Annotated in this window: 15 protein-coding genes; 13 read left to right on the top strand and 2 right to left on the bottom strand. The window is 43.6% G+C overall.

Features of this window, described 5'->3' with window-relative positions; all coding sequences use genetic code 11:
- Positions 1–19 precede the first annotated feature (19 nt).
- The 7 genes from AB5903_RS16935 to AB5903_RS16905 all read left to right on the top strand — a co-directional run bounded on the left by AB5903_RS16935 (position 20) and on the right by AB5903_RS16905 (position 9,412).
- On the top strand, positions 20–2,446 hold the full coding sequence (locus AB5903_RS16935; protein WP_272709835.1) for a tyrosine-protein kinase: 2,427 nt from the start codon (positions 20–22) through the stop codon (positions 2,444–2,446).
- Positions 2,447–2,457: 11 nt separating this feature from the next.
- On the top strand, positions 2,458–3,153 hold the full coding sequence (locus AB5903_RS16930) for a tyrosine-protein phosphatase (protein WP_195658072.1): 696 nt from the start codon (positions 2,458–2,460) through the stop codon (positions 3,151–3,153).
- Between the two features lie 181 nt (positions 3,154–3,334).
- Entirely contained in the window at positions 3,335–5,662 is a 2,328-nt protein-coding gene (locus AB5903_RS16925) for a transglycosylase domain-containing protein (RefSeq protein ID WP_016662691.1), read from the top strand.
- Positions 5,663–5,672: 10 nt separating this feature from the next.
- Positions 5,673–6,098 carry a 2-amino-4-hydroxy-6-hydroxymethyldihydropteridine diphosphokinase gene (locus AB5903_RS16920; RefSeq protein ID WP_195658073.1) on the top strand — a complete coding sequence of 142 codons (426 nt, stop codon included), beginning with the start codon at positions 5,673–5,675 and terminating at the stop codon, positions 6,096–6,098.
- Between the two features lie 11 nt (positions 6,099–6,109).
- Positions 6,110–6,868 carry a 3-deoxy-manno-octulosonate cytidylyltransferase gene (kdsB, locus tag AB5903_RS16915; protein WP_195658074.1) on the top strand — a complete coding sequence of 253 codons (759 nt, stop codon included), beginning with the start codon at positions 6,110–6,112 and terminating at the stop codon, positions 6,866–6,868.
- Positions 6,865–8,175: a pitrilysin family protein gene (locus tag AB5903_RS16910; protein ID WP_195658075.1), complete on the top strand. Its 1,311-nt coding sequence runs from the start codon at positions 6,865–6,867 to the stop codon at positions 8,173–8,175. The genes kdsB and AB5903_RS16910 overlap by 4 nt, the downstream gene beginning before the upstream one ends.
- 79 nt (positions 8,176–8,254) lie before the next feature.
- Positions 8,255–9,412, top strand: coding sequence for a phosphatidylinositol-4-phosphate 5-kinase (locus AB5903_RS16905; protein ID WP_368118053.1), 1,158 nt, complete (start codon positions 8,255–8,257; stop codon positions 9,410–9,412).
- Positions 9,413–9,525: 113 nt separating this feature from the next.
- Here AB5903_RS16905 and AB5903_RS16900 read toward each other — a convergent pair whose 3' ends face one another.
- A complete protein-coding gene (locus AB5903_RS16900; RefSeq protein ID WP_005654019.1) occupies positions 9,526–10,464 on the bottom strand; it encodes a ribose-phosphate pyrophosphokinase in 939 nt (312 codons plus the stop codon).
- Between the two features lie 156 nt (positions 10,465–10,620).
- Between AB5903_RS16900 and AB5903_RS16895 the strand changes: the two genes are divergently transcribed.
- From AB5903_RS16895 to AB5903_RS16885, 3 genes are read left to right on the top strand one after another with little or no spacing between them, the layout of a single operon-like run.
- Complete coding sequence (locus tag AB5903_RS16895; RefSeq protein ID WP_195658076.1) at positions 10,621–14,955, top strand: DUF5113 domain-containing protein; 4,335 nt, start codon at positions 10,621–10,623, stop codon at positions 14,953–14,955.
- 51 nt (positions 14,956–15,006) lie between these two features.
- Positions 15,007–15,735: a DUF5932 domain-containing protein gene (locus AB5903_RS16890; RefSeq protein ID WP_060384920.1), complete on the top strand. Its 729-nt coding sequence runs from the start codon at positions 15,007–15,009 to the stop codon at positions 15,733–15,735.
- Between the two features lie 19 nt (positions 15,736–15,754).
- The gene (locus AB5903_RS16885) at positions 15,755–17,212 is read left to right on the top strand and encodes an AbgT family transporter (protein WP_117741899.1); all 1,458 of its coding nucleotides are present in this window, start codon (positions 15,755–15,757) and stop codon (positions 17,210–17,212) included.
- A 43-nt stretch (positions 17,213–17,255) separates the two neighbouring features.
- On the opposite strand, the gene hepC is transcribed toward AB5903_RS16885, so the two are convergent.
- Positions 17,256–19,424 carry a heparin-sulfate lyase HepC gene (gene hepC, locus AB5903_RS16880; RefSeq protein ID WP_195658077.1) on the bottom strand — a complete coding sequence of 723 codons (2,169 nt, stop codon included), beginning with the start codon at positions 19,422–19,424 and terminating at the stop codon, positions 17,256–17,258.
- 430 nt (positions 19,425–19,854) lie between these two features.
- Here hepC and AB5903_RS16875 point away from each other — a divergent pair, with 430 nt between their 5' ends.
- The 3 genes from AB5903_RS16875 to AB5903_RS16865 form a co-directional block, all read left to right on the top strand.
- Positions 19,855–20,037 (top strand): hypothetical protein, encoded by a 183-nt coding sequence (locus AB5903_RS16875; protein WP_195658078.1) that lies wholly within the window; start codon positions 19,855–19,857, stop codon positions 20,035–20,037.
- Positions 20,038–20,708: 671 nt separating this feature from the next.
- Positions 20,709–21,149 (top strand): DUF4373 domain-containing protein, encoded by a 441-nt coding sequence (locus tag AB5903_RS16870; protein WP_034536058.1) that lies wholly within the window; start codon positions 20,709–20,711, stop codon positions 21,147–21,149.
- A gap of 37 nt (positions 21,150–21,186) precedes the next feature.
- Positions 21,187–21,803, top strand: a 617-nt coding sequence (locus AB5903_RS16865; RefSeq protein WP_368118052.1) for a DUF4373 domain-containing protein, incomplete at its 3' end; no start/stop codon positions are given.

Below are 21,803 nucleotides of genomic sequence, written 5' to 3'. Positions count from 1 at the left end.
AACAGTAAAGAAAAAGTTTATGGGAAAAGACAGGTTTGAAGATTTGGACTTCATAGATTTTAATGACAGCCGCCGGCAGGAGGGCACGGTGATTGCCGATATGCTGTCGGCAGTGTATCGCAACCGGAAATGGTTTATCCTCTCCGTAGCGGTGTGTGTCCTGATTGGTTTTCTGTATCTGAAAAGTTCTCCGAAGATATTTTTGCGTACCGCCACGGTATTGGTGAAGGATGAGCAAAAAGGCGGAGGTGTCAATGGTGCGGCTGCTTTTCAGGATTTGTTTTCGTTAGGCGGTAGCACGGTAGATAACGAAGTGGGTATCTTTAAAAGTAAGCGGCTGATGCGGACGGTAGTCGAAACACTGCATCTGGATATAAGTTACAAGGAGTGGGACGGGCTGAGAAAGAAGGAACTCTATACGTCCACGCCGTTTGCCGTTACCTTCCTTGATGCAACTCCTTCACAACAGATAAGCCTTACTGTTACGATGTCGGACAATGGAAAGGTGACGCTGGCGGATATGACCCTGCAAAATGAAGAGGAAGAAGAGGAATTTGACGAAATCCTGACCGTGCAGCCGGGAGATACGGTGAATACTCCGGTGGGAAAAATGGTGGTGGCATCGACACTGTTTACGGACGAAAACAGCATAGGCAAGACGGTCTACGTGACGAAGGGAAATATGAAAGAAGTAGCGGAGTCATATAACAAGGCTTTGAATGTAGGGGTGGCAAACAAGCAGTCGTCACTGATAGCCCTGAGCATCGAGGACGAGAATGTGCAGCGGGCGGAAGATTTACTGAATACACTGATTGAGGTTTATAAGAACGATGCCATCGAGGATAAAAACAGGATTGTGATAAATACCGCCAGATTTATCGGCGAGCGGTTGGAGATAATCGAAGCCGACCTGGCTGCCGTGGATGCGGAAATTGAGAATTATAAGAAAAAGAACAGACTGACGGATATTGCTTCGGAAAGTGCCTTGTATCTGCAAAGTTCGAGCATGCTTGATACGGAAGGGTTAAGCGTGGAAAATCAGCTTAATATGGCGCAATATATGAAGGAATACTTGCAGGATAACTCGAAGACGACAGAGCCTGTCCCTGCAAGTATCGGGATAGATGATATGGGAGTGCAGAACCTGATTATGGAGTACAACACGGTGCTGACGCGCAGGAACAAGCTGATAGCCAACAGTAGTGCCAATAATCCGCTCGTGCGTGACCTGAACGGTACGCTGATGTCCATGCGCCTGTCTATCGAAAAAGCTGTGGATAACCTGATAGCAAGTCTGGAGATACAGGTGGCGAATATGAAGAACAAGGAGCGGGAGAACAGCAATAAGATAGCATTCGTGCCTACTCAGTTGAAGTATGTGGTAAGCATAGAACGGCAACAGAAGATAAAGGAAGAACTGTATCTGTTTCTGTTGAATAAAAAAGAGGAGAATGAACTCCAGCTTTCCATTACGGAGAGCAATTGCCGCATCATAGATCCGGCAGAAGGTGTGGACTTGCCGGTAGCACCCAAGAAGGCGCAGGTAGCGCTGATTGCTTTGCTGGCGGGGATTATGCTGCCTGCCTTGTGGATTTATATCCGCTCGCTGCTCAATACCAGCGTGCATACGAAGAAAGAACTGAAAGCGGGTGTGAACATTCCTTTCTTGGGAGAAGTGCCGCTTGAAAAGAATAAGCATGAGAAAGATATCGTGGTACAGGAAGGTAGCAGGGAAAGCATTTGTGAGGCCTTCAAGATAGTGCGCGATAATCTGGACTTTATGGATACGGAAAAGAAAACGGTGGGAAAGGTAGTGCTGGTGACTTCGGCAAATCCTGACTCCGGAAAAACCTTTATTACGCTTAATCTGGGCATGAGCATGGCGCTGGCGAATGTAAAGGTAGTGATTCTTGACCTTGACCTGCGGAAGGGCTCTTTGAGCAAAAGCGTAGGGATAGGTATGAAAAAGACCGGTGTATCGAACTACCTGAGCGGCAAGGTGGATGATGTGAAAGAACTGGTGCAGGTGTGTGGAGATGATAACCGGCTGCATATCATTACATCGGGAGCGCTGCCGCCCAATCCTGCGGAATTGCTGAAGAGCGGCAGACTCGACCGGCTGCTGGAGGAGCTGAAAAAGAACTATGATTATATCTTATTGGATAACCCGCCTTATGGTGTTGTGGTGGATACACAGTTGTGCGGACGGTTGGCGGATCAGACGGTTTATGTAGTCCGCTCGGGCTTGTTCGACAAGCGGATGTTACCGGAGTTGCAGGAACTGTATGATTCGGGAAAGATGAAGAATATGAGTATTCTGCTGAACGGAATAGATTATGTAAAGACAGGCTATGGGTATGGCTACGGGTATGGTTACGGTAATTACGGGAACGATGAAAACCGGAAGAACAAGAAGCCGCTGTACAAAAGGATATTTGGAATTTAAACGCTATGGGTATGTTTTTCTTACGACATAAAACAAAGTTGGCGGATACCGGTTTCTTCAGGGATTTTGTGGATAGTCACAGCCATATCCTTCCGGGTGTGGACGACGGCATAAGGACGATAGAGGAATCCTTGACAGTGTTGGCGTACTTCGAATCGCTCGGAGTGAAGAAGGTGAGGCTGACGCCTCATGTGATGAATGGTGTGGAACACTGGGAAGATGTGTTGCAGGCTTTCGATACATTGTGCAAGCGCTATACCGGAGAAACCGTGCTTGAACTGGGGGCTGAATATATGTTGGACTCCGGCTTCAGGGAGAGGCTGGAGAAGGGATTGCAGCCTTTGTGTGAGGATTGTGTATTGGTAGAGACATCTTATTTTTCTCCACCAAACAATCTGGACGAACTGTTGTATAATGTATCGCTCGCCGGATATACGCCGGTGATTGCGCATCCCGAACGTTATCTTTATATGAGGTACGGTGATTATTGCGAATTGAAGGACAAGGGCTATCTGTTGCAGCTGAACTTGCTTTCGCTTTCCGGTTATTATGGAAAACAGGTGATGAAAAATGCTGAAACATTGCTGGAAAAAGGTATGTACGACATGGTAGGGACGGATTTGCATAATCTGGAGACTTTCGGAAAATGGATAGGAAATGTGAGGCTGACGGATAAGCTGGCGAGGGAAATAATGTCTCTTCGCTGACTGTCAAAGTCCGCAATGAGTTAGGAAGCTCCGGAGACCTGTGCTTTTGCAGGTTTCCGGAGCTTCTGCCGTTTTTGGGGTATTTAGAGTTTTCTATTAAAATTGTGAGAGTTGTTTTGATATATTTCCGTATCTTTGCCCCATTATTGAATATTGAACCAACGAATTTTAGGAACCGGACATGATAAAGAAAGTCGTAAAAGTCCTTTGGATTTTCATCGCGCTGATAACATTGACATGCGTTGTTATTTTCTTCTCGATAGCAAAAGGTTGGATTGGCTATATGCCTCCTGTGGAAGATTTGGAAAATCCCAATTATAAATTTGCAACGGAAATATTCTCGGAAGACGGGAAAGTTCTGGGAACTTATTCTTATAGCAAGGAGAACCGCGTGTTTGTGGGATACAATGATTTGTCGCCCCATATTATCAATGCGCTGATTGCAACGGAAGACGTGCGCTTTGCCGAACATTCGGGGATTGATGCCATCGCGCTGTTCCGTGCCGTGGTGAAGCGTGGTATTCTGATGCAGAAGAATGCGGGCGGCGGCAGTACAATCAGCCAGCAGCTTTCCAAGCAACTTTATTCGCCAAGCGCCGACAACATAGTGGAACGTCTGTTCCAGAAGCCCATTGAGTGGGTTATAGCCGTAAAGCTGGAACGCTATTATACCAAAGAGGAAATTCTTACGATGTATCTCAATAAGTTCGACTTCCTGAATAATGCGGTGGGTATAAAGACTGCCGCCTATACCTATTTCGGTTGCGAACCGAAGGATTTGAAAATTGAGGAAGCCGCCACACTGGTGGGTATGTGCAAGAATCCTTCCCTTTATAATCCGGTACGCTATAACGAACGTTCGCGCGGACGCCGCAATGTGGTGCTCGACCAGATGCGCAAGGCCGGATATATCACCGTTGAGGAACGGGATTCGTTGCAGGCATTGCCATTGAAGCTGTCCTATCATCGCGTAGACCATAACGAAGGTCTTGCAACGTATTTCCGTGAATACCTGCGTGGTGTGCTAAATGCCAAGAAGCCCGATAAATCGGACTATCGCGGCTGGCAGATGCAGAAGTATTACGAGGATTCGCTCGACTGGGAAACAAACCCTCTGTTCGGCTGGTGCGAAAAGAATACGAAGAAGGATGGAAGCAAATATAATCTTTATACGGACGGGTTGAAAATCTATACTACAATAGACTCCCGCATGCAGAAATATGCAGAGGATGCCGTGACCGAGCATCTGAAAGAATTGCAGGGGTACTTCTTCAAAGAGAAAAAAGGTGCGAAGAAAGCGCCTTATACTTTCCGTTTGACGCAAGAACAGGTAGACGAGATTCTGGACCGTGCCATGAGACTGTCCGACCGCTACCGCATCATGAAGAGAGCCGGAGCTTCCGAAGCGGAAATCAGGAAAGCGTTCGATACGCCCGAACAAATGTCTGTATTCAGTTGGAGCGGTGAGAAAGATACTGTAATGACTCCGATGGATTCCATACGTTATTATAAGTTCTTCCTGCGTGCCGGCTTCATGTCGATGGATCCGCGTAACGGTCATGTAAAAGCGTATGTAGGCGGCCCGAACCATCACTACTTTAAATATGACATGGCAATGGTGGGACGTCGCCAAATCGGTTCTACCATGAAACCGTATGTGTATTCGCTGGCTATGGAGAACGGTTTTTCTCCTTGCGACCAGGCTCGTCATGTGGAATATACATTGATAGACGAAAACGGAAAACCCTGGACACCGCGCAATGCCAATAAAAAACGTTACGGTGACATGGTGACGGTGAAGTGGGGATTGGCCAATTCGGACAATTGGATTACAGCATACCTGATGAGCAAACTGAACCCGTATGAGTTGAAGCGGTTGGTGCACAGCTTCGGTGTGCGCAACCGTGAGATTGTGCCTTCGGTGTCTCTCTGTCTCGGTCCTTGCGAAGTCTCCGTAGGAGAGATGGTAAGCGCCTATACCGCATTCCCGAACAAGGGTATTCGTGTTGCGCCGCTGTTTGTAACCCGTATTGAGGATAACGATGGTAATGTGCTGGCTACATTCTCGCCGGAAATGCAGGAAGTAATCAGCGCATCCAGTGCCTATAAAATGCTGGTAATGCTGCGTGCAGTTGTCAATGAAGGTACGGGCGGACGTGTCCGCCGTTTGGGTGTAAAAGCCGATATGGGTGGCAAGACTGGTACGACCAACTATAATGCCGACGGCTGGTTCATGGGCTTTACGCCTTCGCTGGTGTCCGGCTGCTGGGTGGGCGGTGAAGACCGTGATATTCACTTCGATACGATGTTGCACGGACAAGGCGCTTCCATGGCATTGCCTATCTGGGCTAAGTATATGGTAAAAGTGCTTGGCGACAAGTCTTTGGGGTATGATGAAAACGAAACGTTCCAGCTGCCTGAAGGTTTTGACCCCTGCAAGGACAGCGGATATGAGGATGCGGATGCGGAACCGGCATCGGAAATGGGACTGGACGATTTGTTTAATTAAGAATTGGGAAATGGTGTACACAATCTGCATCGGCAGTAACGTGAACAGGAAAGAGAATCTGGCGTTGGCACGCAAGAGGCTGTCCGAACTTTTTCCGAATATCCGTTTTTCTGCAGAAGCGGACACAGAACCGTTGTTTTTCCGGCGGCAGGCGTTGTTTGCCAATCAGGTGGCGCGCTTCACGTCCGATTCTGATGCAGGTGAAGTCATACTTCATTTGAAGGATATAGAACGGGAAGCCGGAAGGACTCCCGAAGAAAAGAAACAGGAGATTGTACGTCTTGACATAGACTTGCTGTCTTGTGACAGCAGGGTGTATAAACCCGAAGATTTAAAGCGGGACTATATCATCCGCGGACTGAAAGAATTGGATGATGGAAAGTCTGAGGCGACAAATGCCATTGAAACGTTTCTTTATAATAATGTGGTAATTTAAGTTTTAAAGATATGAAATTCCTGGGAATAATTCCTGCCCGTTACGCATCTACGCGTTTTCCTGCCAAACCTTTGGCTTTGTTGGGTGGAAAGACCGTTATTCAACGGGTATATGAACAAGTGGCCGGTGTTTTGGATGATGCTTATGTAGCTACCGACGACGAGCGCATTGAAGCTGCCGTAAAAGCATTCGGCGGAAAAGTTGTAATGACGTCCGTGCATCATAAAAGCGGTACAGACCGTTGTTATGAGGCTTGTACCAAAGTAGGGGAAGGCTTTGATGTAGTGGTAAACATTCAGGGCGATGAACCTTTTATACAGCCGTCTCAACTGGAGACCGTAAAGGCCTGTTTTGACGATCCGTCCACACAGATTGCCACTTTAGTAAAACCCTTTACTGCAGATAACGGTTTTGAGGCACTGGAGAACGTAAACTCTCCCAAAGTAGTGCTCAACAAGAACATGAATGCTCTTTATTTCAGCCGTTCTATCATTCCGTACCAACGTAATGCGGAGAAGCGGGAGTGGCTGAAAAACCATACATATTACAAGCATATCGGATTATATGCCTATCGGGTGGAAGTGTTGAAAGAGATAACCTCGCTGCCGCAGTCTTCTCTTGAACTGGCGGAGTCGCTGGAGCAGTTGCGCTGGTTGGAAAACGGTTATACCATTAAAGCCGGTATTACCGAAGTGGAGACAATCGGTATTGATACACCGCAGGATTTGGAACATGCGGAACGTTTCCTGCAAGTACGAAACGCTCAATGAATATCGGTTCGGGGATGATTTTGGACAGGACCATCCAGCCTAAGGTGAGGGACATTGAGCACTTAGCCGTACAGATGCCCCAACGGTGCACTATGCCCAATGGTGTGTCTTTGAATGTGCTTGATTCTGGCGATAATGAAGTTGTGCGCATAGACCTGCTGATGGAAGGCGGGCGTTGGCAACAGTCGCAACCGTTACAGGCTTTGTTTACGAACCGTATGCTGCGCGAAGGGACGCTTCGGTACAGTGCGGGGGAAATAGCGGAGAAGTTGGACTATTACGGTGCCTGGCTGGAGTTGTCCAGCGCATCGGAATATGCGTATATTACTCTTTATTCGCTGAACAAATATTTGCCACAGACGTTGGAAATATTGGAGTCCATCGTAAAAGAGCCTGTATTTCCGGAGAAGGAGCTGGGTGTTATAATAGAAAATAATATCCAGCAGTTCATGGTCAACTCGTCCAAAGTGGATTTTCTGGCGCATCGGGCGCTGATGAAAGCTGTATATGGTGAGGTGCATCCTTGCGGACGACTGGTGCAGAAAGAGGATTATGGCAGGATAAATCCTGCTGTACTCAAAGAGTTTTACGACCGGCATTATCATTCCCGGAACTGCACGATTTACGTTTCCGGAAAGGTGGGCGATGATTGTGTACGGCGGATAGAAGATATGTTTGGTAAGGAAGCGTTCGGCAAAGACTTCCGCAAACCGGAAAGGCGGGAGTTTATTCCGGTTTCTTCCATGGATAAACGAATTTTTGTAGAACATGCGGATGCCATGCAGAGTGCGGTTCGCATGGGGATGCTTTCTTTGGAACGCCATCATCCCGATTATTTGAAGACCAGAGTGATGGTAACGCTGTTTGGCGGATATTTCGGAAGCCGTCTGATGTCCAATATCCGTGAAGAAAAGGGATATACCTATGGTATTTCTGCAGGCATCGTTTCTTGTCCGGGACCGGAAATGCTGGTTATCAATACGGAAACGGCAAACGAGTTTGTGGAGCCTCTTATCCGGGAGGTTTACCATGAAATAGATTGCTTGCAGAATGATCTGGTGCCGGAGGAAGAATTGGCAATGGTAAAGAATTATATGCTGGGCGAAATGTGCCGCAGTTATGAATCGGCATTCTCACTGGCAGATGCGTGGATGTTCGTTCAGGTTTCGGGTTTTGGCGATACACACTTTGAAGATGCTCTGAACGCAGTCAGAGATATTACTCCTGAAGATATACGCGAACTTGCCGGAAAGCATTTGTGCAAAGAGAAATTAAAAGAAGTCATATCCGGCAAAAAAATGTCATAAAAAGCGGGAACCGCCTCGTGGTTTTGGCAGATTAATCGTATCTTTGTCAAAATCCTAATTAAGTAACTTGTAATCCAAGATGAAATATCTATATACTGCAATTTTTCTGTTATACTTGTCACAGGGCAGTGTCGCAGCCCAGGAAAAAGGCGGCTTCTTCGATAAAATAAAGGGAACTTTCTCGTCGGAAATAAAAATAGGGACACATACGTTTAAGGACGGCTCCGTATATACCGGTGAGATGAAAGGACGCAAACCCAACGGAAAGGGAAAGACGGTTTTTAAAAACGGCGATGTCTATGAAGGCGAGTACGTTAAAGGAAAGCGTGAAGGGTATGGCATTTACACTTTTCCCGACGGTGAAAAGTATGACGGTCAGTGGTTTCAAGACCAACAGCACGGCAGAGGTATCTATTATTTTATGAATAATAACCGTTATGACGGTATGTGGTATCAGGATTACCAGCATGGCAAAGGTACTATGTACTACTATAACGGAGACCTTTATGAAGGCGATTGGATAAATGACAAGCGTGAAGGTCAGGGTACTTACATTTGGAAGAACGGTTCCAAATACATCGGTTCGTGGAAAGACGATAAGAAAAACGGTGAAGGCACGTTAGTCTGGAATGACGGTTGCAAATACGACGGTCAATGGAAGAATGATGTGCGTGACGGTAAAGGCACGTTTGAATATGCCAATGGCGATAAGTATGTGGGTGATTGGAAAGAGGATATGCAGCATGGCAAGGGCATTTACTTCTTTCATACGGGCGACCGTTACGAAGGTTCTTATGTGCAGGGTGAACGTACCGGTGAAGGTATTTACTATCATGCCAGCGGCAATAAATATGTAGGAAACTTCAAGAACGGTATGCAGGACGGACACGGTACGTTTACATGGGCGAACGGTGCTGTATATGACGGACAATGGAAAGACAACCAGCGCAATGGCTATGGCGTTTACAAATGGAACGTCGGTGACTCCTACGAAGGCGAATGGAAAGATAATAAATTCAACGGTCAGGGAACTCTGATTCTTACCGATGGTACAAAATACAAAGGCGGTTTTGTAAATGGTCTGGAAGAGGGGAGCGGCGTGCAGGAAGATAAGAACGGAAACCGCTATGAAAGTTTCTTCAAACAAGGCAAGAAAGACGGTCCGTTTGTGGAAACGGATAAAAATGGAAAGCTGGTGCGGAAAGGAACCTATAAAATGGGAAGGCTGAGTAATTGAAATCAGGGAATGAAAAGGGACATACGGTAAAATGTCCCTAAAAAATAGAGAGGGCTGCGCGATTCTGAACGAATACTGCGCAGCCCTTATTTTTATTTCTTAATTCTCAATTTTCAAATAATATATTGAGAACTGATAGATTCGTTGCTTACGACTCTTCTGATAGTTTCGGCAAACATATCGGCAATGCTTAATTGTTTAACCTTATCGCATTTCTTGGAGTAAGGAATGCTGTCTGTAAATACCATTTCAGTCAAGCCTGATTCCTGTACGCGGAATGATGCCGGATCGGACATGACACAGTGACTGGCAATGGCACGTACGGATTTAGCACCGGCTTCCATCATGATGTTGGCTGCTTTGGTGATAGTACCTGCGGTATCTACTATATCATCTACCAATACTACATTCTTGTCTTTTACGTCACCGATAATCTGCATGGTGGCAACAACGTTTGCCTTTTCGCGCGTCTTGTTGCACAATACCAAAGGTACACCGAGGTATTTGGAGAATGTGCTGGCACGTTTTGAACCGCCTACGTCGGGAGTTGCAATAACAAGGTCATCCAACTTTAATGATTCGATATAAGGAAGGAATACTGCCGATGCATACAAATGGTCAACCGGAATGTTGAAGAAACCTTGAATTTGGTCAGCATGAAGGTCCATAGTAATCAAACGGTCGATGCCTGCAACTGAAAGCAGGTCAGCTACCAACTTGGCGCCGATGGATACACGCGGTTTGTCTTTTCTGTCCTGACGTGCCCAACCAAAATAAGGAATTACTGCAATAACACTTTTGGCAGATGCTCTTTTGGCCGCATCAACCATCAGCAGAAGTTCCATCAAATTGTCGGAATTAGGGAAAGTGGATTGAACCAGGAATACATTTGCGCCACGGATAGACTCTTCATAAGAAACAGCGAATTCACCATCGGCAAAGTGGGTGATATTCATCTTTCCTAGAGGGCAATTAAGGCTGGCGCAGATTTTTTCTGCAAGGTATCTCGAGTTTGTTCCTGAGAATACCATAAAAGGTGCTTTTTCGCTCATTTTGTAATAGATATTACCTATTTATTAATTTGCATGCAAAGGTATGAATTTCCCGCTACATAATACAAGACTTATTGTAGAAAAAATATTTTTCTTTACCGGATTTATTTGTAGCTTTGCTTTGTGAAATACCTTTCATCTATATTATTAATAGGAATGCTATGCCTGATAGGTACGGCATTTGTTTCGTGCGTGGGTACAGCTCCTACAAAAGAGGTGCATCTGATTGACTCCTTAAATCAGGCGGCATATGCTTATCGTTATAAAAATTTGGACTCATCGTGTCATGCGGCTTCAAAGGCTTACCGGGGAGTGAAACTTTACAGGCAAGGAAAGGCGGAAGCTTGTAACAATCTGGGATTCTGCGCTTTTATGCGAATGGACTTTGAACAGGCGGAGAAATACTATCAGGAAGTGTACAGCCTGACAAAGAATGAATTGGAACTTCTGATTGCCGATATAGGCTTGATGAAAATTTATCAGCGGACGGCACTGAACAAAGAGTTCTATGATTACCGCAATAGTGCTGTACGCCGCATGAAACGCATCGCAGAAGATAACAATTTGTTTGTAGACAGGCATGAGCGAATGCGGCTGGCCTATGCTCGGTCGGAGTTTTATATTGTGTCTGCCATATATTACTATTATTTGCAGCAACGGCCGGAAGCTTTGGCATCTATCAATGAGGTGCCGGAGAATGAGGAGTTGGCAACAGACACAAATCAGTTATTGTATTATCACTATATAAAAGGGTCGGCTTCTTTGTGCGAAGGAGAAACGCCCGATGAGCGTCGTTTAAGGGAGTTTGATGAACTTTACACTACTTGGAAATTAGCTTCCAGGAAAGGGTTTCTGTATTTTGAAGGAAACGGTATACAGGGGTTGGCTAATTTGATGGCTTCTCCGGATAATTATGATTTTTATCAAGGACGACGGACGCATGCGTTGAAACAATTCGGCGAGCCGGTGGATTCTTTACTGCCTATGCGGTTGGGACAACAGGCTTTGGAGAAATTCCGGCAGTATAATGACATTTACCAAATTGCGGGTGCATACGTTTCTATCGGGAAATATTTGAATGCGCATGGAGAATATGAGCAGGCACTCGATACTCTGAAACGTGCCTTAGAGTGTGTAAACGATCATCATCGCCGTTTTTACGATTGCCACGACAGTCTGGATTGGTTGAAGGCTTACGACCGTCGTGATACGATATGTGCGGAGAAATCCTGGATTCGGCAGAAATTAAAAACCGTTCCCGAATGGATTTCAAGGATACGTGAGCAGTTGAGTGTCACTTATGCCGGACTGGAAATGAAAGAGTATTCGGATTATAACAGGAATATATATCTGGATATTCTGGAAGATACCCGTCAGGATAAGGAATTGGAAAGTCGTTATCAAGCATTGGAAAGAGAGGCGGGACAGCTTAATCTGTTGCTTTTCTGTGTGATTACGGGGCTTATTGTAGTAGTGGTGTTCTTCTGGTTCTTTAATAAACGTTCTAAACAGCGCAACAGATTGCATCTGCACCGTTTGCAATCTATGCTGGATATTTGTCAGGAGATAACTGTATCCATTCCCGCCGATGCACAGACCGAGAAAGACATCACGGATGCGATTCTGGTGGCTGTACGTCCCAAAATGAAATGCTTATTCGGAACAGAAGACGTATGTATCAAGAATAGGGAATTGATATTCGCACGGCATATGAGGAAAGATGAACAGGCTATGGTGCAAGTAATCAATCCTTATATCCAATGGGCGTTAGACAACGGAATGACTTCCATTTCCCTTGGCGAGGAACAGCGCAGACTGGAGAAACAACGCTATATTCATGAACGGCATATTGCCGGAAACAAACGACAGAATCTGATTAAGAAGGCTTGCCTTTCTATTGTTGATGGTATTCATCCTTACATCGACCGCATTCTGAACGAGGTGCATAAACTGATACGCATGGGATATATCCATGATGAAACTATCAAAAAAGAAAAGTATCAGTATATTGATGAGCTTGTTACCACCATTAACGAGTATAATGATATTCTGGCTTTGTGGATTAAGATGAAGCAAGGTACACTGAGTCTGAGCATCGAAGTTTTTGAACTGAATGAGCTTTTTGAATTGTTGAGGAAAGGGAGCCGGGCTTTTGAAATGAAACAGCTGGATTTGGAAGTAGAGCCTACCGATGCTTGTGTGAAGGCAGACAGGGCATTGACTCTCTTTATGATAAATACATTGGCAGAAAATGCACGTAAGTACACTCCCAAGGGGGGTAAGGTGAGAATCTATGCCCGGCAGGAGAATGATTTTGTGGAAATATCCGTTGAGGATAACGGATGCGGTCTGTCTCCGGAAGATGTTAACCATATCATAGGCGAGAAGGTGTATGATTCCAAAATTATCGGCATGAATGATGCACCCGACCGGGAGGCATTGCGGAAAAATAAGGGCAACGGCTTCGGCTTAATGAATTGTAAGGGCATTATTGAGAAATATAAGAAAACGAATCCTGTTTTTAATGTGTGCCTGTTCAATGTGAAGAGTACGTTAGGGCAGGGGAGCCGTTTCTACTTCAGACTGCCGGCAGGAGTACGTAAGGTTTTGACCGTGATACTACTTGTGTTTTCTTTAGGTATGGTTTCTTGCAGCAAGGCAGCTGATAACGATGTGCTGAAAGAAACACTTACTGACTCTCTGACATTGGCCTTGCAGGCAGAATATGAACTTTTACTGAATAAGGCTTCCGATTATGCCAATGAAGCCTATTACTGTAATGTAGACGGTGAATATGCGCTGGCTTTGCAATATATAGACTCCGCAATGGTTTGCCTGAATGAACATTACGGGAAGTATGCCGAAGAACCGCATCGTTATATGACTTTGGTCGGGGATGACATACCTGCTGAGCTGGACTGGTGGAATGAGATGTTTAATTCCGATTTTCATGTGATTCTGGACATTAGGAATGAGGCGGCGGTTGCATTTCTTGCTTTGAAACAGTGGGATGAGTATGGCTATAATAATGCTGCTTATACTACTTTGTACAAGTTGCTGGGTGAGGACCAGTCTTTGGAAGATTTCTGCCGCGAACTGGAGCGTTCTACGAATAATAAGACGGTGAGTATCTTGTTGGTGATTATTTTATTGGTTACGCTATGCTTGGGGTATTATGTTCTGTATTTCCGCAGGAGATTGGTAAACCGTTGGAACTTGGAGCAAGTATTGGAAATCAACAAGCAGGTGTTTACCGCATCTGTAATATCTGCATCCGAAGACGAGGAGATGCTAAAACATGAAGAAGATATGTTGAAAGATATTCCGCAACAAATCGCAGATAATGCATTCGATGCGGTTAATGAGTTGTTGAGTATAGAGCGGTTGAGCATTGCGGTTTATAACGAGGCTGCCCATAGGTTGGAGTACGCGTCGAATCCTCTGGAAGGAGTAGCAGAGAACAAACTTGTGTGGGAAGAGTTGATGCAACGCTGTTTTGAAGAACAGAGGTATCTGTCGGAAAATGGAATGCAGGCATTGCCTCTCATTGTGAAAGCCGGAAACTCCACTCAGTGTATAGGAGTGTTGTGTTTGGTGAGAAGCAGGATGCAGCAGGAATCCGACCGTTTATTGCTGGAGTTGATAGCCCGTTACATTGCTATTGTGATATTCAATGCGGTAGTGAAGCTGGCAATGAAATACCGGGATATTGAGACTGCTCAGGATGAAGCACGTCGTGCGTCGTGGGAGGACAGTTTGCTACATGTGCAGAATATGGTGCTTGATAACTGTTTGTCTACCATCAAACATGAAACGATTTATTATCCAAATAGAATAAAGCAATTGATAGGCAAACTTCGCTCCGGTAAACTGTTGGAAACAGAGGAGCGGGAAACGGTAGCGGCTATCAGCGAATTGATAGAGTATTATAAAGGGGTATTCTACATTTTGAGCCAATGTGCATCCCGTCAGTTGGAAGAGGTTACTTTCAGGCGTACGGTGATTCCTGTGCCCGAGCTGTTGGAAGCTGCGGAGAAGTATTTCCGTAAGGTGAGCAGGGGAGTTGCAGCTTCTGTTGTTTTCAGTATAGAAACAGTAAGTGAATCGGTTATCGGAGATGTAAATCAATTGCATTTTTTGTTGGAGAATTTGATTGATGAAGCTTTGTCTGTGCCGGTTGCGGGAAAAATTCGCCTGACTTGTGCAGTAGAAGATGATTTTGTGCGTTTTCTTTTTACAGATATGCGGCGGGAGAAAACAAGGGAAGAGTTGAATCAACTGTTTTACCCGAATCTGGCACGTATGACGGCCGGTGAAAAGGGAAAGTTGTGTGGTACGGAGTACTTGTTATGCAAACAGATTATTCGCGACCATGACGAATTTGCCGGAAGAAGAGGATGCCGCATTAATGCAGAACCTGCAGAGAAAGGGGGATTTGCCGTATACTTTACGCTGCCTCGTTATCTAAAGAGAATTCAGCTGGGAAGATAAAGGCTTTTCTCGGAGCAAATTAAAATAAGTAAGGATGAAAAGATATGAAATATGGAAGCTAAGAAGTTTAAAGTCATTATTGTAGAGGACGTAAAGCTGGAATTAAAAGGAACGGAAGAGATATTCCGTCACGAAATACCGGATGCGGAAGTTATCGGTACCGCCATGACGGAACAAGAATTCTGGAGTTTGATGGAAGTCGGTGTGCCGGACCTTGTTTTACTGGATTTGGGTTTGGGTGGCTCCACTACTATCGGTGTGGATATTTGCCGCAATATATTTAAGCGCTATCCGGATGTACATGTGTTGATATTCACCGGAGAGATTTTAAACGAAAAATTATGGGTGGATGTCCTTGAAGCGGGAGCTGATGGTATTATTCTGAAGACTGGAGAATTGTTGACCAAGACAGACGTACAAGCTGTTATGGATGGGAAAAAACTTGTTTTCAATTATCCAATATTGGAAAAGATTGTAGAACGTTTTAAAACTTCCGTCCGAAATGATACGAAACGGCAGGAAGCTGTTATCAGTTATGACATAGACGAATATGACGAACGTTTTCTCCGTCATCTTGCTTTGGGGTACACAAAGGAAATGATTGCCAACCTGAAAGGAATGCCGTTTGGCGTGAAATCTTTGGAGAAACGGCAGAATGATTTGATAGGGCGCCTTTTTGGAGAGTGCGAACGAGTGGGAGTAAATGCTACGCGCCTTGTGGTGCGTGCACTGGAACTGCGTATTCTTGATATTGACAATCTGGAAGCGGACGAGGAATAATTCCGAATACCGAGTAATTATGAGGAATAAATGGCGAATGCCCCATCCCGCAACGATGTTCTTCCTGCTGACACTGGGAGTTATCTTTCTGTCGTGGATATTTGATGTCTACGGTTTGAGTGTGCGTCTGCCTCATACAGGCGAAGAGATACGTGTACAGAGTTTATTGAGCCCGGAAGGCATTCGATGGCTGCTGCGTCATGTAGTAACAAATTTTACGGGTTTTGCCCCGTTGGGGCTGGTTATCGTGGCGATGTTCGGGATAGGGGTTGCACAACATTCCGGGTTTATAGATGCGTGTATACGCAAGGGCATACGCAGACGGGTACGTAATCCGTGGCGTATCATACTCAGTGTTATTGTTCTGGGACTACTGTCCAATGTAGTGGGTGATGCCGGATACATCATATTGCTGCCTATCGCTGCAACGTTATTCCATTCGGTAGGATTACATCCCATAGGCGGAATCATAGCTGCTTATGTATCGGTGTCGTGCGGTTATAGTGCCAATATCCTTTTAAGCACACTCGATCCTATGCTTGCTGCCACAACACAGGAGGCTGCCGATATGACGGATGTGTTGGGTGGACGGATCGGACCTCTGTGCAATTATTATTTCTTTTGTGTATCCACTTTCTTGTTGGTATTCATTATTTACCATATAACTTGTAGAAAACTATTGCCGGGATTAGGAGAATACAATGGGAGTAATACCTTCTGCGGTTATAAGCAACTGTCTCGAAAGGAGCAGAGAGCTTTGTGGGGAGCTGTCATTGTCGGCTTGCTCTATGCGGCGTTTGTTCTATGGGCTACATTCTCTTCATGGGGTATATTGAGAGGTGTTAATGGCGGATTGATCCGTTCGCCGTTTATTATTGGTATTCTGTTCTTGTTATCTTTGGGGATAGGTTTAATGGGAATGGTGTATGGATTCGTTTCCGGACGTTATCGTACGGACAGTGATGTGATAGAGGGGCTGACCCAACCGATGAGGTTATTGGGTGTTTATTTCGTAATCGCTTTTTTTGCTTCCCAGATGTTTGCTTGTTTTGAGTATTCCCATTTGGATAAATGTATCGCAATAATGGGAGCGAATGTGCTTTCCCCCGTTCGTTCGGATAGTTTGTGGATATTGATATTATTTATCTTGTTTACTGCTCTTATTAACCTCATTATGGTTTCTTCCACATCGAAGTGGGCGTTTATGTCGTTCATTTTCGTTCCGGTATTGGCGGGTATGGGGATTTCTCCGGATATGGCACTGTGTGCATATCGTATCGGTGACAGTGCAACGAATGCGATTACTCCTTTTATGTTTTATATGCCGCTTGTTCTGACGTATATGCAGCAATATGATAAGCAGTCTACCTATGGTTCGTTGCTTAAATATACGTGGAGGTATTCATTGGTTATTCTTATTGCCTGGACTGCTTTGTTTGTGCTTTGGTATCTCTGTAAACTACCGCTGGGATTATAAGTAGAGAGGCTATAATTATCTCTGTTATAAGATTTAAACAAGATTACTTTCTTTTATTAAGGCTATAGCTTAAATTGTATAGTTTCTTGTTAATTGTAACATTGACAGATACCTTATCTTCATTACCTGTATTGACAAACTGTCCCTTGATTACAGGACCTGTGACTGAGTCTACAGGATATAGTACCGTAATATATCGTACAGGATTATTGTCCGGTTTCCGCATGACAACTGCATAGGACTTTCTGTGTTCATATTTCCTGTCTGTTTGGTAGGATATCCGACCATCAAACTCTTTAAAGATAAGATTCCTGCTCGCCTCTCCGAATGTACGAATTAACAGGTTATTGCTATCATCAAAGGTGGTATGCGCACCAAATTCTTCCTTATCCAGAAGAACATTATCAACAGACTTTCCATCACAAAGATGGAAATATAATTTTGCATATCCGGTAGCAGTCCCGAATCCTTCATCTACCAGCACAAAAAAATCCTGTGGCTGTTTGACGTAGAAGATGGATCGACGATGCTTGAAGTTGCTATATCCTTGATTTTCTATCACAATAAGTTGATATTCATCTTTTTCCTCAAATAATAATAAAGTACCGGCGGCTTTATTGATATTTTCCGTTCCGGTTTCTTCATGGTCTGCGGTTTTGCCTAAAACCATTGTGTTATGTGCTTTGGTCTGACGAAACCATCTGCGTAGTTCCATAACCTTCTCATTATCCTCTGCCATATATGCACAAACACCGGAATCGGGAAAGAAGTTACGTCCGTTACGATATAACTCAAATGTACCGTTATCAAGTTGGTTATGGCTTGAGTCTCCCAATTTTAAAGAAACATTATTACTGTGAATCAGCACTGTAGATTGCGGGTCCCAACCACTACGTAGTACATAAAAACCAGAAGAAGGGAATGTTTTTATTTGTGTACTCGGACAAGTGCCACTTTTACCATACGTGGACATATATTCAAACTCGGAATCTTCAGGAAACATTTCCATATATTTCTTAAAGTTTTTATTTAGCACGCTTCGGGTTTTAACCCATGAATCATTGAAAGCAGGAGTACAATCTTTGCTGTTTTTTGTAAAATAACTGGGGTAGGTGAAATGCATCACTACTTTGGCGGCTTTTAAAAGTACCTCATTTAGATTTGGCGACAGCAAATTCTCCGGAACTTCATTCTGAAGGAGCAGCCGTTTGAGATCGTATAGTCCATCTAATATACCTATATGATAATGCAAAGACAAATCATTTGTCATACCATCATCCAAAAATAACTTTGAAGTTTGGTCATTAATGATATCACAACCTGTTTTTTGCCATTGCGAGGCATTCTTCAGCTCTGGAAATAAAGTTCCTGCAAACACTAATGCTACAGCTTGGCTTAACAAGATATTATTTCCACCGGCATATTTGTATTGAGATAAATAATCGGCATGCTCCGCAAAATGTATCAAGAAAAAAGAAAGCCATTCCGATGTAAAGTTAGGAGAACTTTTAAAATATTCGAATAACTCCGTTTGTCCCATAATACGTGTGGATACTTGAAGTTGATACCATTTGAACTTGTCAGGGCTACCTTCGGGTAGAGGGTGCTTGGCAATCCAATCGGTATACACTTCTTTCCATGAAAGCATATATTTCTCATCATGAGACTCTTGATAGGATTTTCCTTGAAGCGGCATCCAATTGTGGCGATGTAATTGCTTTTGATATTCATTATCTGCACCTTTAGGTGTAAATTTCCAATTTATTGTTTTATCGCTGTTTTGTAGTGAATAAGGCTTCTTCAAAATCTTATCTTCCAAATAATTTTCGTTTACATAGAAACGATATTCATCTATGGCATAGTCTGCATAACCACGCTCTACATCACTGGGAGGGTCTGATGTGACATTGGGATTCTTTATGTTTTTTCTGTTTCTGTAGTAAGCTAACAGTTCTTTTAAAGCAGTAGTATCATCACCAGCTTCATGCAGCGATTTAACAGTACCCAATCCGGGATAGTTTAGATTAAGAATATTGAATAGGGCTACTTCTGTATTTTCATTTGGCGGCAAGGACGGGTTTTCTTCATCTGTGATAGGTGGTTTTTCTTCTTCTTTATCTTTTATGGGCATATCATTATCTGTACATCCAATCAACATAATGATAGAGGATAGGAAAGCATAAATGTAAAAATGACTTTTGAATATCATCATATTAAGTATTTGGTTTAGTGCTACAAATATAATAAGCTTATCACTGAGTGTCGTTTAGTAATGTGTATATCCTGTTTGAAAATAGAAGTTAATTATTAATTTGGTTGAAAATATTATTAGAATTGTCTTTTATGAAGAGAGAAGAAATACCAAAATAAAAAAAACTTATCTAATCGTTGGTATCGGTTTGATAAAAAAAAGATTTAGAAAAACATAGACAATTATTAATAGTGAATTGAATAAGCTGTAACGAGTTGAATCATATTCATATTGCAGCTATCAGAGGTAAAATCTCGATAACAAATACGCCTGTTATAATATATTGTAATGGTAAATATTATTTGCAAATAATAGCTAAGAAGTCATGGCAATATATTATTTTTGCAAAAAAAGGCATTAATAATGATACTATAATAATCATTGAGTAGATATGAAAACTGAGTTAATAGAAAGTTTAGACTTCACCGAGGAAGATTATAATGAAAAAATAGCAGGTGAAGATGTTGCTTCTTTCACCGAGTTTATAGATGCCATTATCGTATTTGTAGAACAAAATGGCGGTACTTTAGAAGATGCAATCATTATGGCTAACGATACTTATTACCAATTATAATATATTATAAGTAATATCAGCCGAGGAGAATTTTTGTAAAAGCAAAGTTTTATTGAGATTTAGCTGATAAGATTTTGAATTTATACAGATTCTTTTGAAATGTGGGTTGATTTAGTTCTCTTTTCTATAAAAATGTTATGCTATCTAAAGCATGCGGGCGGTAACTTAGCTGCATCAAACATTCGTAATCTGGAATGTCCCAGTTACGAAGTCTATCTAATAGATTATGGATGCGGCAAATTTAACAAAAAAGTACACATTATGGAATAATGTTCATGATCTCCGTTCGCGAGGTCTTAACATAACAAGGACGGCGCAACGTCTTGGCATCTCTCGTGATACTGTCAGACATCTTCAGCATTTGAGTTCAGAAGAACTTTTCCAGAAATGCCGGAGCATACGTCCATGCAAACTTCATGCCTATGAGCAGGAAGTCTTATCCCTTCTCAACTGTTTTCCTTCCATTTCCAGCAGTCGTGTCCATGACTATTTGAAGGAACATCATCCGGCCTTTCCAAAAGTCTGCGAAAAGACTGTGCATAATTACGTGCAATTCATTCGGAAGAAATACCATATTCTTTCGACACGATAAGCAGGTTCCGCCGTTTATGGCGGAATCCGGATTTTCATGTACCTATCCTTTAACACAACAATATTATACATTATCATATATGAATACCCAAAGCTTTACAGACGGAACAAACCATTCCCTTTCCAAGACGCTGCAAGGAAAGTGCACTACACGTCCCTGTTATGAGATAAGCACTTCGCAATTTTCAGACATGAAAATCAGACGGCTCATGCGTAAGTACGGTTTCGGAGGATACAGCATCTACCGGTATCTTGTAAACGAGGCTCTCCATCAAGGGGACTATTTCCTTCCCTGGTGTGAGGAGACAGCCCGGAAAACCGCTTCCTACTGGAATACTTCTTTGGAAGATGTTACCCGGATTGTGAAGGGTTGCATACAAGTCGGCCTGTTCAATGGCGGACTGTACAGGAAGTACCGGGTACTTACTTCGGAGGACATACAGCAGAACTATCTAAAGACCTGCTGCATGCTTTCCCAGCTTCCCAACATATCCGAAGAGCTGGAGCTTGCGGTCAGTTGATTCATAAGACTATTATCCACTTTAAATAAATAAGCTTATGCCAAAAACAGCAAAAAAAGGTTTCACCTATTTCAGATTTGAAACCGACCATTTTTATGATCCGAAAGTCAAGCGGCTAAAGAACAAATTCGGAATGGAAGGCTGGGGCGTTTTTCATTTCATCGTGAATGAGATCTTTCGTGTGGAAGGATGCTACATGGTGATGGATGCCGACGGCCTGTTCGACATAGCGGACTATTCCCGCATGGATGAGTGCCGTATTGCCGCCATCATCGATTATTGTACAGACCTGGGACTGTTCGACAAAAGGCTCTGGCAAGAGAAACAAATCCTTACCAGCAAATACATACAGGAACTGTATACCGGTATCTGTAAAGCCATTCACCGCAGGCCTGCCATTCCCGGAGAACTTCTTCTTTATTCACCGGAAAATTTGCAGGAAACAGTGCCCGCATCATATCCTGTCCCGGAAGAGCGGGCATCCACTATGGAAGCCAACGTTTCAGTCTTATCCGAAAAAAAGAAGGCTTCCCGACCGGAATCTCCCTATACCCATCCGTTACCGGCTTCAGGAGTATCACATGAGGTTCTTCGCGAAAAAGCTGAAATACTTCGCGAAAATAAACCACAAAATAAAAACAAAGAAAACATATC

This window comes from Bacteroides sp. 2201st1_D9_2201SCRN_220225 (assembly GCF_040928965.1).
GTDB lineage: Bacteria > Bacteroidota > Bacteroidia > Bacteroidales > Bacteroidaceae > Bacteroides > Bacteroides stercoris.
Note: the sequence above shows the minus strand (reverse complement) of the source record. Positions and strands in the feature narration are given on the sequence as shown.

Excerpts from the sequence above, each read along its gene's own strand:
- AB5903_RS16870 (WP_034536058.1), top strand. The coding sequence starts at position 20,709 with ATGAATACCCAAAGCTTTACAGACGGAACAAACCATTCCCTTTCCAAG.
- kdsB (WP_195658074.1), top strand. The coding sequence starts at position 6,110 with ATGAAATTCCTGGGAATAATTCCTGCCCGTTACGCATCTACGCGTTTT.
- AB5903_RS16905 (WP_368118053.1), top strand. The coding sequence starts at position 8,255 with ATGAAATATCTATATACTGCAATTTTTCTGTTATACTTGTCACAGGGC.
- AB5903_RS16885 (WP_117741899.1), top strand. The coding sequence starts at position 15,755 with ATGAGGAATAAATGGCGAATGCCCCATCCCGCAACGATGTTCTTCCTG.
- AB5903_RS16925 (WP_016662691.1), top strand. The coding sequence starts at position 3,335 with ATGATAAAGAAAGTCGTAAAAGTCCTTTGGATTTTCATCGCGCTGATA.
- AB5903_RS16895 (WP_195658076.1), top strand. The coding sequence starts at position 10,621 with ATGCTATGCCTGATAGGTACGGCATTTGTTTCGTGCGTGGGTACAGCT.
- hepC (WP_195658077.1), bottom strand. The coding sequence starts at position 19,424 with ATGATGATATTCAAAAGTCATTTTTACATTTATGCTTTCCTATCCTCT.
- AB5903_RS16890 (WP_060384920.1), top strand. The coding sequence starts at position 15,007 with ATGGAAGCTAAGAAGTTTAAAGTCATTATTGTAGAGGACGTAAAGCTG.
- AB5903_RS16935 (WP_272709835.1), top strand. The coding sequence starts at position 20 with ATGGGAAAAGACAGGTTTGAAGATTTGGACTTCATAGATTTTAATGAC.
- AB5903_RS16875 (WP_195658078.1), top strand. The coding sequence starts at position 19,855 with ATGAAAACTGAGTTAATAGAAAGTTTAGACTTCACCGAGGAAGATTAT.
- AB5903_RS16910 (WP_195658075.1), top strand. The coding sequence starts at position 6,865 with ATGAATATCGGTTCGGGGATGATTTTGGACAGGACCATCCAGCCTAAG.
- AB5903_RS16900 (WP_005654019.1), bottom strand. The coding sequence starts at position 10,464 with ATGAGCGAAAAAGCACCTTTTATGGTATTCTCAGGAACAAACTCGAGA.
- AB5903_RS16930 (WP_195658072.1), top strand. The coding sequence starts at position 2,458 with ATGTTTTTCTTACGACATAAAACAAAGTTGGCGGATACCGGTTTCTTC.
- AB5903_RS16920 (WP_195658073.1), top strand. The coding sequence starts at position 5,673 with ATGGTGTACACAATCTGCATCGGCAGTAACGTGAACAGGAAAGAGAAT.